The sequence below is a fragment of the Lentzea sp. NPDC051213 genome, from assembly GCF_044455585.1.
In the GTDB taxonomy this organism is placed as follows: domain Bacteria; phylum Actinomycetota; class Actinomycetes; order Mycobacteriales; family Pseudonocardiaceae; genus Lentzea.
In genome coordinates this window covers 99,272-111,781 of the sequence record NZ_JBITEX010000013.1, presented here as the reverse complement: position 1 = coordinate 111,781, position 12,510 = coordinate 99,272, and the positions used below count along the sequence as shown (strand labels likewise).

Here is a 12,510-nt window from a genome sequence, read left to right as displayed (position 1 = left end):
AAGGTCAAGGGGGTGGCGCAAATTGCCAAGTTGGCAGTGACTGCCAGGCAGGCGTACGGTGACGACATGGGTGTTGACTTCGGAAAGCAGAAGGTGCTGGTCACCGGGGCGAGCGCGGGCATCGGCGCGGAGTTCGCCAGGCAGCTCGCGGCGCGGGGTTCGGACCTCGTGCTGGTCGCGCGGCGCAAGGACCGGCTGGAGGAACTGGCCGAAGAGCTGCGCGCGGCGCACGGCGTCACGGTCGACGTCGTGGCCGCGGACCTCGCTCAGCCGGGCATCGGGGCGCGTCTGGCGGCGGAGGTCACCGGCGTCACCAGCGTGATCAACAACGCCGGGTTCGGGAACTTCGGGCCGTTCCACGAGGAGGAGCCCGAGCGGCTGCAGCAAGAGGTCGCGGTCGACGTCAACGCCGTCGTCGAGATCAGCCGGGCGTTCATCGAGTCGTTGCGCGCCAACGGTGACGGCTTCCTCGTGAACGTGGCGAGCATGGCCGCTTACCAGGCGAGCCCCTGGATGTCGGTCTACGGCGCGACGAAGGCGTTCGTGGTGAGCTTCACCGAGGGGTTGTGGGTCGAGTCGCGCGGCACGGGTCTGCGCGTCATGGTGCTGTCACCCGGCGCGACGCGCACCGAGTTCTTCGAGGTCGCCGGCAGCGAGGACATGACGGGAGGCCTGCGGATGCAGACCGCCGCCGAGGTGGTCGCGACCGCGTTGCGCGCACTGGACCGCCGGATCACGCCGCCCGGTGTCATCTCGGGCCGGACGAACCGGTTGATGGCGTTCGCCTCGCGCCACTTCGCCACCCGCGCGCTCAACGCGAGGGTCATCGGGCGCATGGTGACCCGTCGATAGAGTGGGGTTCATGGAGAAGTCGGCGACGCTGTGGGACCGGTCGCGCCAGGCCGTGGTCGCGGAGATCGTCGACACGGCCCTGGCGCTGTTCGCGGAGCAGGGGTACGAAGCCACGACGATGGCGCAGGTTGCCACGCGGGCCGGCGTCTCGCAGCGCTCGTTGTTCCGGTACTTCGGCACCAAGGAGGACCTCGTCTGCGGTGAGCAGGACGCCCTGGGCGACCTGCTGGTCGAGACGGTCGCGGCCCAGCCTCCCGAAGTGTCCACCTGGGACGCGTTGCGGGCCGGGTTCACCACCATCCTCACCGCCGCCCACCACTCCCCGCAACGGGTGCTGGAGATCTCCACGCTGATCTTCGCCACGCCGTCGTTGCGCGCGAGGTACTCCGAGAAGCGGCTGAAGTGGCAGCGGGCGCTCGTTCCCGTCATCGAGCAGAGGATGGGCATCGAGCCGGGCGAGATCCCGGATCCGCGTGCGATGGGCGTCATCGCGACGGTGTTCGCGTGCATCGACACCGCGTCCGAACTGTGGGTTCGTCACGGCGGCAAGGCTGATCCGTTCGAGCTCTACGAACTAGCACTTGCCGCCGTGCGGGGTTAGACCGTCACCTCCGCCTTCTTGCGGCGCAACCGCACCACCGCCGCCAGCACCAGCAACACCAGGAGCACGGTGTAGGCGACGGCCGCGAACGGGCTCGTCACCAGTGCCGCCGGCGAACCTTCGCTGATCTGCAACGTGCGCCGCACCTGCTCCTCCGCCATCGGCCCGAGGATCAGGCCGACCACCAGCGGCGCGACCGGATAACCGTGCCGCCGCATGAAGAAGCCGGCCACACCGATCAGCAGCAGCACGATCAGGTCGTCCACCACGAAGTTCACCGCGTAGGTGCCGAGCGCCGCGAACAGCAGGATGCCCGCGTACAGGTACGGCCGGGGGATCTGCAGCACCTTCACCCAGATCTTCACCAACGGCAGGTTCAGCACGAGCAGCATCACGTTGCCGATGTACAGCGACGCGATCAACGCCCAGACCATCGCCGAGTTGTTGGTGAACAGCAACGGTCCTGGCTGGATGCCGTAGCTCTGGAACGCCGCCACGATCACGGCCGCCGTCGCGGTCGTCGGCAGGCCCAGCGTCAGCAACGGCACCAGAACGCCCGCCGCGGCAGCGTTGTTCGCCGCCTCCGGGCCCGCCACGCCCTCGATCGCGCCCCTGCCGAACTCCTCGGGCCGTTTCGAGAGCTTCTTCTCCGCCGCGTAGGACAGAAACGTCGACACGTCCGCGCCTCCGGCCGGCACGGTGCCGATCGGGAACCCGATGAAAGTCCCGCGCAGCCACGGTTTCCACGACCGCGACCAGAACTCGCGGTCGAACCACTTTCCGCCGACCGGCACGACCTCGATAGGCCCGTGCCGCAGCCGTGACGCCACGTACAGCGCCTCGCCGACCGCGAACACGCCGACCGCCACCACGACCACGTCGATCCCGTCGGCCAGCGTCGACACCCCGAGGGTGAACCGCTGCTGCCCGGACAGCGTGTCGGTGCCGACCAGGCCGATGAACAGCCCGAGTCCCAACGACGCCAGCCCGCGCATCGGTGACGACCCGAGCAGTGCCGCCACGGTCGTGAACGCCACGACCATCAGTGCCACGTAGTCGGCCGGACCCAGCATCACGGCGAAGTCCGCGATCGTCGGCGCCAGCAACGTCAGCCACACCGTGGCGATCGTGCCCGCGACGAACGACCCGATCGCCGCGGTGGCGAGTGCCGCCGCGCCACGTCCGGCGCGCGCCATCTTGTTGCCTTCCAAGGCAGTCACGATGGACGCGGACTCTCCGGGGGTGTTCAGCAGGATCGACGTCGTCGACCCGCCGTACATGCCGCCGTAGTAGATACCGGCGAAGATGATCAGCGCCGCGGTCGGTTCCAGCGTGTAGGTCAACGGCAGCAGCAACGCCACCGTCATCGCCGGTCCGATGCCCGGCAGCACGCCGACGGCGGTGCCGAGCGTGACGCCGAGCAAGGCGTACAGCAGGTACTCGGGCTGCGCGGCGGTCGCGAAACCCTCCAGCAGCGCGGTGAGGCTACCCATCGAGGAACGGCACCCCCTCGAAGATCCCGGCGGGCAGCGACAGGCCGAGCCCGGAGGCGAACACCACCTGCACGACGAGCGCCAGCACCACGGCGATCGGCAAGGCACGCCACCAGACCGCGCCCAGCGACCACGCCGCCCCGAAGAACAGCAGCGCCGCCGCGACCGGCCACCCGACGACGTCGATCAGCGCGAGGTGCGCGATCAGCACGGCGACCAGCTTGCCCACGGTCACCCAGTCGGTGCGGACGCCCTCGTCGACGTCCTCGCCCTCCTCGGCCTGGCCGAGCTTGCCGCGCGCGGTGGCGATGATCGCCGCCACCCCGGTCACGACCAGCAGAACCCCTACGGCACAAGGAAAAGCGCGCGGCCCTACGGTGTCGCCGCCGGGTGCGGCGATCGTGGTCGCGTCGACGAGGGTGAAGACCCCGATCGCCGTGACCAGACCACCGAACCCGTACTCCTCGGCCTTCGCGGAGACCTTTTCTGAGATCACTTGACGAGCCCGATGTCCTGCAGTGCCGGCTTGACGCGGCCGATCTCCTTGAACATGAACGTGGAGAACTCGTTGCCGGTGAGGAACGTGTCCGTCCAGCCCTTCTTGGCGAGCTCCTCCTTCCACGTCTGGCTCGCGTGCATGTCGGTGACCAGCTTGGTCAGCCGGTTCTTGGCCTCGGCCGAGATGGAGCCGGGTGCCACCACGCCGCGCCAGTTGATCAGCTCCACGCCGAGGTCCTTGAACGTCGGCGCGTTCAGGTCGGCGTGCGGGTTGGGCCCGGACGTACCCAGCGCGCGCAGCTTGCCCGCCTTGATCTGCTCCTTGTACTCGCCGATGCCGGAGATGCCCGCGTCGACCTTCTTGCCCAGCAGCGCGGCCAGCGACTCACCGCCGCCGGAGTAGGGCACGTAGTTCAGCTTGCCGGGCTCGATGTTCTTCGCCTTGAGCAGCAGCCCGGCGAGGATGTGGTCGGTGCCGCCCGCGGACCCGCCGGTGATCGACACGCCCTTGCCCTTCTCGGCGACGGCGTTGAGCAGGTCCTCGATCGTCTTGTGCGGGGAGTCCGCGGGGACCACGACGACCTCGTCCTCGGCGGTCAGCCGGGCGATCGGCGTCGTGTCCTCGAGCCGCGTCTTCGACGCGTTGGTCTCGACCGCGCCGACCATGACCAGGCCGGTGATCATCAGGTACGCCTCGGAGCGCTCGTTCGCGAGCTTCTGCAGCCCGACCGTGCCTCCCGCGCCGCCGACGTTGCTGACCTGCACGGACCCGGCCAGCTTCGCGCCGGACACCGCCGTCTGCATGGCCCGTGCCGTCTGGTCCCAGCCGCCGCCGGGGTCGGCGGGGGCCATGATCTCCAGCTTGCCGATCGCGCCGTCCGCGCTCTTCGCGCCCTGGCCACACCCCGCGAGCACCAGTCCGACCGCGGTGATGGCCACCGCGCGTCTCCAGCCTGCACCCATCGAGCACTCCTCAGCCTCGTTGCCGACGTTGGGCGGGAACGGTAGGTAGCGCAGGGGTGAGAAACCGAGCATCGGTCGTAAAGGAACTATTGGTCGTTTTGTTCGTGACCCAGTTCACACGGATTGGGTGAGAATGCCTCCCATGTTCCGCCGCCTCGGGGTCTCTCTGCTGGTGCTGCAGGTCGTCATCGTGCTGATGACCACCTGCACCGCCGGCCTGCTCGCGGCCAAACTGCAGAGCGACCGCATCCGGGAGGCCTACAAGGACCGGATGCTGTCCGTGGCGGAAAGCGTGGCGAAACTGCCGACGGTCGTGGCGGCGTTCGACTCCCCGGACCCGGCCGCGACCATCCAGCCGTTGGCGGAACTGCTCCGCAAGGCATCCAGCGTCACGTACGTCGTCGTCACCGACCGTCAGGGCGTTCGCTACGCCCATCCCGACCCGAAGCGCATCGGTGAACGCGTCTCCACCGATCCGAGCACCGCGCTGTCGGGTGAGGTGTTCGTCGGTACCGAGACCGGCACGCTCGGCACTTCGTTGCGCGCCAAGGTGCCCGTGCGGGCCGCCGACGGGCGGATCATCGGCATGGCGTCGGTCGGCATCCTGGAGAGCCAGCTGTCCGCCGACCTGGCGGAGGACCTGCCCGAGCTGATCGTCTGGCTGGCCGCCGCCGCGCTGGTCGGCGTGCTCGGTGCGGCACTGGTCACGCAACTGGTGCGCCGCAGGACGTTCCGGCTCGAACCCGCCGAGATCGCGCAGCTGCTGGAGACCAGGGACGCGATGCTGCACGGCATCCGCGAAGGTGTGGTGGCGGTGGACGATCAGGAGAAGCTGGCGCTGGTCAACGACGAGGCGATGCGTCTGCTCGGACTCACCGCTGATCCGAGCGGCCTGCGTGCGGCGGACGTGCTCGACGACGGCCTGCTGGACTTGGCGCGCTCCGTCGACGACGTGGCGGACCGGCTTGTCCTTGCGGGAGAACGGGTTCTGGTGGCGAACCGGATGACGGCCAAGACGCACGGCCGTGCCGTCGGCGTCGTGCTGACCTTGCGTGACCGCACCGAGTTGCACGACGCGTTGCGCGAACTCGACGGCCAACGCACCGTGACAGAGGTGCTGCGTGCGCAGGCCCACGAGTTCTCCAACCACCTGCACGTCATAGGTGGCCTGCTGGATCTGGACCGGCGCGCCGACGCCGTCACCTACATCGAACGCGTCGGCGGCGCCGGCTCGATCACCGCGGACATCATCGACGGCGCCAACGCGGACCCGGCACTGGCCGCGTTGCTGCTGGCCAAGTCGTCGACCGCGCACGAGCGCGGCATCGAACTCAGGCTCGACCCGGACAGCGCGGTGGACATTCGCGCGGGCGACGACGCGTTGACCGTGCTGGGCAATCTCGTGGACAACGCCGTGGACGCGGTGGAGATGGGCGGCATCGTGCGCGTGCTGGTCCGTGCGTCGGACCACGGGGTGCGGATGGTCGTGGACGACGACGGACCGGGCGTGGCGGAGTCGCAACGAGGCCGCATCTTCGACCTCGGCGTGAGCTCGAAGGACGTCGAGGGCGCGCACGGCCGGGGGATTGGACTCGCATTGGTGTCGAGGGTGGTGACCCGGCGCAGCGGCCGGGTGGCGATCACCGACTCGGAGCTGGGCGGCGCGTCGTTCGACGTGTGGCTGCCGGAAACGGGGAACCGATGAGCATCCGGACGCTCGTGGTCGACGACGACTTCGCCGTGGCCGCGATCCACCGCGGGTTCCTGGAGCTGATGCCCGAGTTCGAGGTCGTCGGCGAGGCCCACCGCGGCGGCGAGGCGTTGCGGGCGGTGGAGGCGTTGCGGCCCGACCTGGTGCTGCTGGACATCCACCTGCCCGACATGTCCGGGCTCGAAGTGCTGGCCAGGCTGCGGGTCCGCAACGGGCCGCCGGTCGACGTCATCGCGGTCACGGCCGCGCGGGAACGGGAGACCGTGCGGCAGGCGATGTCGCGGGGCGTGGACAGCTACCTCGTCAAACCGTTCACCCGCACGGCGTTCCTGGACCGGATGCGGCAGTACCTGGCGCAGCGGACCGAGGTGCAGCGGCTGGGCCAGATGCTGGACCAGGACGAGGTCGACCAGCTGATGCACCACCGGCCGCGGGCGATGCTGCCCAAGGGACTCTCGGCGTTGACGCTGCGGCTGGTGACCGACGCGTTGAAGGACAGCGACGCCGATCTTTCGGCGCAGGAGGTCGGCGAGCGGGCCGGGATGTCGCGGGTCAGCGCGCGGCGCTACCTGGAACACCTGGTGACGATGGGGAAGGCCGAGGTGCAGCCGCGGTACGGCATGGCGAACCGGCCGGCGCACGGGTACCGCCTGACCTGAATTGGTCTATACCTCAACTTGACCGGGAACTTTCCCGGTTCCAGACTGGGGTGCACAGGCCGCCTCCCTGCACTGGAGGTTCGGCATGCGCAGGTTCTCCAGAAAGCTCCTTCCACTGTTGGCCGCGCTGGTCACCGTCGCCGGGCTCGTGGTCGTGTCGCTGGTCGGCCCGACGTCGTCGTTGGCCGCGGGCCACGAGGACTGCCGCCCGGACGGCCTCTACCGGACGCCCGGCGTCGACACCCCGTACTGCACCGTCTACGACACCGCCGGCCGCGAACTGATGGGCCCCAACCGCTCCCGCCGGGTGATCGGGTACTTCACCAGCTGGCGCACCGGTAAGAACGGCGCCCCCGCGTACCTCGCGAGCAACATCCCGTGGAACAAGGTCACCCACCTCAACTACGCCTTCGCGCACATCGGCACGGACAACCGGATCTCGGTCGGCCCCGCGGGCGCGAACAACGCCTCGACCGGCATGGAGTGGCCCGGTGTGCCCGGCGCGGAGATGGACCCGGCGCTGTCCTACAAGGGTCACTTCAACCTGCTGACCAAGTACAAGAAGCAGAACCCGAACGTGAAGACGCTGATCTCGGTCGGCGGCTGGGCGGAGTCGGGCGGCCTGCTCAACCCCGACGGCACGCGCAACGCCACGGGCGGCTTCTACAAGCTCGCCCAGTCGCAGGCGGCGATCAACACGTTCGCCGACTCGGTCGTGGCCTTCTTGCGCCAGTACGGTTTCAACGGCGCGGACATCGACTACGAGTACGCGACGTCGAACAACTACGCCGGCAACCCGGACGACTTCTGGATCTCCAACGCCAACCGCGGCACGTTGTGGGCGGGCTACGAGAACCTGATGCGAACGTTGCGCGACAAGCTCGACCGCGCCGGGGTCGCCGATGGCAAGCACTACCTGCTGACCGCCGCCGTGCCCGCGTCGGGCTGGTTGTTGCGCGGCCAGGAGACCTACGGCGTCACGCGGTACCTCGACTACCTCAACGTCATGAGCTACGACCTGCACGGCGCGTGGAACCACTTCGTGGGCCCGAACGCCGCGTTGTACGACAACGGTCAGGACGCCGAGCTGGCGCACTGGCAGGTGTACACGACACCGCAGTACGACGGGCAGGGCTACCTCAACACCGACTGGGCCTACCACTACTTCCGCGGCGCGATGCAGGCCGGCCGGATCAACATCGGCGTCGGCTTCTACACCCGCGGCTGGCGTGGCGTCACCGGTGGCACGAACGGGTTGTGGGGCCGCGCCGCCCTGCCCAACCAGGCGCAGTGCCCGCCGGGCACGGGCGGCACCGTGGGGTCGACGGTGCCCTGCGGCAACGGAGCCATCGGCATCGACAACCTCTGGCACGACGAGCTCAACGGCATGGAGGTGCCGTCGGGCGTGAACCCCATGTGGCACGCCATGAACCTGCAGAACGGCATCACGCCGGACTACCTCACCAAGTACGGCCTCGACCCGGTGAACGACCCGGACGACCGGCTCACCGGCACCTACGCCCGCAACTACAACAGCACGATGGTGACACCGTGGCTGTGGAACAGTTCCAAGGGCGTGTTCCTGTCCACTGAGGACGACGTGTCGATCGCGGCCAAGGCGAGTTACGTGTCCAGCAAGGGCCTCGGCGGCATCATGATCTGGGAGCTGGCCGGCGACTACGCCTTCGACAGCGCCAAATCGCAGTACTACATCGGTGACACGCTGCTCACGAAGATCAACGACGGCCTGCGCGGCGCGGCACCTTACGGGAACTCGAAGGCCGGCCGGACCATGCCTTCGTCCGTGCTGAACGTCAACGTGAGCGTCTCCGGCTTCGCCTTGGGCGACAACAACTACCCGATCAACCCGACGATGCGGATCACCAACAACTCCACCACGACGATCCCCGGTGGCACCCGCGTCGAGTTCGACTACGGCACCAGCGCGCCGGGCAGCATGACCGACCAGTCCGGTTTCGGGCTCGCCGTCGCCACCCGAGGCCACAGCGGTCCCAACGTCGGCGGTCTGCGTGGCGACTTCCAGCACGTCGTCGTCACGTTGCCGAGCTGGCAGACCATCGCGCCGAACGCGTCCGTCGACGTGCGGCTGAACTACTACATGCCGATCGCCTCGCCGTCGAACTTCACGTTCACCTTCGGTGGCACCAGTTACGTCATCGCGGCCGACCTGCCGCGCGGCGGCGGCAACCCGCCGACGTCGACGACCACCACCTCAACCACCACGTCCACAACCACAACGACGACCACGACCAATCCGGGCGGCTCCGCGTGGGCTCCGAACACCACCTATGCGACAGGCGCCCAGGTGACGTACGGAGGTGCGACATATCGGTGCCGGCAGGGCCACACCTCGTTGCCCGGCTGGGAACCGCCGAACGTCCCGGCGTTGTGGGAACGCATCTGATCTGCCGCCGAATCGGCAACACCCTACTGCGATTGGGGAACGCCCTGTGAGTCCCAAGCGTCGCGTATCGATACCGGTGCTGATCCTGGTACTGCCGTTCATGATTCCCGGACAGAGTCACGCCTCGGGTCAGATCCGTTTGACACCCCTGCCGAAATCTGCCGAGTCGGTCGTCACACTCATCACCGGTGACAAGGTCACCATGACGAAGCAGGACGGCAGGACCTCCACGTTCATCAAGCCCGCCAGCGGAAGAGAGCACATCAGCTTCTCGACCCGAGCGGTGGCCGGACACGTCCACGTCGTCCCGTCGGACGCCTCGGTGCTGATCAACCAGGGCCGGCTCGACGATCGGCTCTTCGACGTCACCCAGCTCGTCGAGTGGGGATACGACGACTTCAAGCGAAGCACCTTGCCGTTGATCGTGACCGGGGCCCTCGCGGCGAGCGCCCCGGTCACCCGGCAGCTGACGAGCGTGAACGGCTTCGCGGTGGCGGCCGCCAAGGACGACACCTTCTGGAGGTCGGTGACGGCGCAGCGGTCCACGAGCAAGATCTGGTTGAGCGGTAAGGCGAAGGTGCACGACGCCGAGTCGAACGCCCAGATCGGGGTGCCGAAAGCGCGTGAGGCCGGGTTCGACGGCAAGGGCGTCACGGTCGGTCTGCTCGACACGGGCGTGGACAAGGATCATCCGGATCTCAAGGACGTGGTGACCGAGGTCCGGGACTTCACCGGTTCCGGGCTGACCGACGGCGTCGGCCACGGCACGCACGTCGCGTCGATCATCGCCGGCGCCAGTGCCGCCTATGGTGGTGTGGCGCCGAAAGCGAGCGTGATCTCCGGAAAGGTGTGCGTCGACACGGGGTGCGAGGAAGCCGACATCCTCGCAGGCATGGAGTGGATCGCGGGCAAGGCCGAGGTCGTCAACATGAGCCTCGGCAGCGACGGTGGCACGAACGACGATCTGCTCGCCCAGGCCGTGAACCGGCTGACCGCGTCCACCGGCACGCTTTTCGTCGTCTCCGCGGGCAACTCCGCCGCCCCGCACACCGTGGCGTCGCCGTCGACCGCTGACGCGGCGGTGTCGGTCGGCAGCGTGAGCCGCACGGACAGCGTGAGCGACTTCTCCAGTGAGGGACCGCGTTCCGGTGACCACGCGGTGAAGCCCGACATCACCGCGCCCGGCGAACAGATCGTCGCGGCGCGCGCGGCGGGAACCAGCATGGGCAGGCCCGTCGGTGAATCCCACGTCGCGGCAAGCGGAACGTCGATGTCCTCGCCGCACGTGGCCGGCGTCGCGGCACTGCTCGCACAGGCGCACCCGGACTGGACCGCCGCCGAGCTCAAGGGCGCGCTGATGTCGTCCAGCACCGGCAACCTGCCGGTGTTCGCGGCGGGTGCGGGCCGGGTCGACGCGGCGCGTGCCGTGGCGCAGAACGTGTTCGCCGACGGCAGCGTGAGCTTCGGCCTGGTTCCCTGGCCGCGGCCGAGCGAGCCGGTGACCAAGTCGGTGACCTACCGGAACAAAGGCGCTGCGGACGTCACGCTGAACCTCGCGCTGTCCGACGAGAGCGGCGCGTACAGCCTCGGCGCGACCTCGGTCGTGGTTCCCGCAGGAGGCAAGGCGACGGCCGATGTCACGGTCAACCCAGGCAGGCTGCCGTCAGGCCCGGCAGGGGCACGGGTGATCGCCACCGCCGGCACCGTCCGGCTGCAGACCGCGGTCGGTGCGTCCGCCGAACCCGAGTCGTTCGACGTCGAGGTGAAGCTGATCGATCGCAACGGGAACGCGGCGAGCAACGACGTCGGCCAGGACGTTTACATACTGCACCACACCATGGACGGCCAGTGGGCCTTCCAGCCGGAGGTCGTCGACGGTGTCGCGAAGGTCCGGGTGCCCAAGGGGGACGTCACGATCGGCGGCTCGACCGGCACGCCTGCCGATGCCGGGAACCAGGCGAGCACGACGGAACAGATCCTCACCAAGGTCACCCTCGATCGTGACACCCAGATCGTGCTCGATGCCAGGCAGGGCAAGCGGGTCGGCTACCGGGTGACCGATCGCAGGACCGAGAACCGCATCCTCAACGTCGACACGCTGACGACGTTCGGCGAGCGCGGTGCCGCCGGCGGATCGCTGACCTACGGCAAGCACGAGTCGTACGTCGTGCCGACGAAGGCCGAGAACGGGACCGCTGTGCGGTTGGGTGTGTCGGCGGTGCTCGGATCGGGTGGTGATCGCTATTTCGTGACGGGGCTGGGCGAGGAGAACGTCCTCCCGCAGAACCCCGTGTTCACGACCCGCGCCTCCTCGCTGGCCCGCCGCGACGTGAGGTTCTCGGCGCAGGGGAAGCCGGCCGACGCCGAGCTGGGCCGGGCACCGACCTACTTCCCCGGCATGTTCTTCTCCTTCGGGCCTTACGAGACCGTCACCATGCCGCAGCGCAGGACCGACTACCTGAGCGTGGAAGCGTCGTGGTCGACGGCGATGTCGTTCCAGCGGCCGGTCGGCCAGCCGATGACGGCGCCGTACGGCCACATCTTCGACGTCATGGGCACTCCGGTGGTGGGCAAAGCCGGGTCGGAGCACTGGAACGCGCCGATCGTGGGCCCGTCTCTCGCGCTGGCGCCGAACTTCTCCACCCAGGTCTACCGCTTCGGCGACCAGTTCGGCGCGTTCATCGGCATGTTCTCGCCGGCGGCTGGTTCTCAGGGCAACTTCCCCGGCTTCGCGCCGTTCACCTCCACGGGTGACACGACGCTGGAGCTGGCCGGTAGCGAGCCGGTGAGCAGCGGCGCACCGGGTCTCGGTTCGTGGGCAGGCCTGCCGGACGAGGAAGCGCGGTACAAGCTGACCGCGAAGGCCACTCGTGCTGATGGAGTGCCGTTCTCCGACCACTCGTCGACGACAGAGGCGTCCTGGACGTTCAAGTCGTCGAAGAGCGAGTACGACCTGCTGCCGTTGATGTTCCTGCGCACGAACGGCGCGTTCGACGGCCTGGGCAAGGCCAGGCCGGGCATCTTCCCGTTGTCCATCGAAGTGCTGAGGCAGCCGCGATCGTCCTCGACCACGGCGACGGTCCGCACCGTGACCGTCGAGTACTCCACCGACGACGGCGTGTCCTGGAAGCGCGCGCTGTCCGCGGGCAAGGGCAGCAACTGGTACGCGCTCGTGCAGAACCCGCGCAGCGGCTACGTGTCACTGCGCACCACTGCGACGGACACGGCCGGTGACACGCACAGCAGTTCCGTTCTTCGGGCCTACAGCATCAGGTAGCCCGTCGCAGGGAGCGCTCCCTTGTTAGCCT

9 protein-coding genes are annotated in these 12,510 nt (G+C 68.6%); 6 read left to right on the top strand and 3 right to left on the bottom strand.

The window, feature by feature from the left end:
* Positions 1-66: 66 nt before the first annotated feature.
* Together ACIA8G_RS41660 and ACIA8G_RS41655 are read left to right on the top strand one after the other, a co-directional pair.
* Positions 67-852, top strand: a complete 786-nt coding sequence (locus ACIA8G_RS41660; RefSeq protein WP_396424340.1) for an SDR family NAD(P)-dependent oxidoreductase — start codon at positions 67-69, stop codon at positions 850-852.
* Between the two features lie 10 nt (positions 853-862).
* A complete protein-coding gene (locus tag ACIA8G_RS41655; protein ID WP_396424339.1) occupies positions 863-1,453 on the top strand; it encodes a TetR/AcrR family transcriptional regulator in 591 nt (196 codons plus the stop codon).
* Here ACIA8G_RS41655 and ACIA8G_RS41650 read toward each other — a convergent pair.
* From ACIA8G_RS41650 to ACIA8G_RS41640, 3 genes are read right to left on the bottom strand one after another with little or no spacing between them, the layout of a single operon-like run.
* Positions 1,450-2,946 carry a tripartite tricarboxylate transporter permease gene (locus tag ACIA8G_RS41650; RefSeq protein WP_396424338.1) on the bottom strand — a complete coding sequence of 499 codons (1,497 nt, stop codon included), beginning with the start codon at positions 2,944-2,946 and terminating at the stop codon, positions 1,450-1,452. The genes ACIA8G_RS41655 and ACIA8G_RS41650 overlap by 4 nt on opposite strands.
* Entirely contained in the window at positions 2,939-3,442 is a 504-nt protein-coding gene (locus ACIA8G_RS41645) for a tripartite tricarboxylate transporter TctB family protein (protein ID WP_396424337.1), read from the bottom strand. Before ACIA8G_RS41645 ends, ACIA8G_RS41650 begins: the two co-directional genes overlap by 8 nt.
* The gene (locus ACIA8G_RS41640; protein ID WP_396424336.1) at positions 3,439-4,407 is read right to left on the bottom strand and encodes a Bug family tripartite tricarboxylate transporter substrate binding protein; all 969 of its coding nucleotides are present in this window, start codon (positions 4,405-4,407) and stop codon (positions 3,439-3,441) included. The genes ACIA8G_RS41645 and ACIA8G_RS41640 overlap by 4 nt, the downstream gene beginning before the upstream one ends.
* A 142-nt stretch (positions 4,408-4,549) precedes the next feature.
* Between ACIA8G_RS41640 and ACIA8G_RS41635 the strand changes: the two genes are divergently transcribed.
* The 4 genes from ACIA8G_RS41635 (at position 4,550) to ACIA8G_RS41620 (ending at position 12,479) form a co-directional block, all read left to right on the top strand.
* Positions 4,550-6,112: an ATP-binding protein gene (locus ACIA8G_RS41635; RefSeq protein WP_396424335.1), complete on the top strand. Its 1,563-nt coding sequence runs from the start codon at positions 4,550-4,552 to the stop codon at positions 6,110-6,112.
* Positions 6,109-6,777 carry a response regulator gene (locus ACIA8G_RS41630; protein WP_396424334.1) on the top strand — a complete coding sequence of 223 codons (669 nt, stop codon included), beginning with the start codon at positions 6,109-6,111 and terminating at the stop codon, positions 6,775-6,777. Before ACIA8G_RS41635 ends, ACIA8G_RS41630 begins: the two co-directional genes overlap by 4 nt.
* An 85-nt stretch (positions 6,778-6,862) precedes the next feature.
* Positions 6,863-9,202: a chitinase C-terminal domain-containing protein gene (locus ACIA8G_RS41625; protein ID WP_396424333.1), complete on the top strand. Its 2,340-nt coding sequence runs from the start codon at positions 6,863-6,865 to the stop codon at positions 9,200-9,202.
* A 202-nt stretch (positions 9,203-9,404) separates the two neighbouring features.
* A complete protein-coding gene (locus ACIA8G_RS41620; protein ID WP_396424332.1) occupies positions 9,405-12,479 on the top strand; it encodes a S8 family serine peptidase in 3,075 nt (1,024 codons plus the stop codon).
* Positions 12,480-12,510 lie beyond the last annotated feature (31 nt).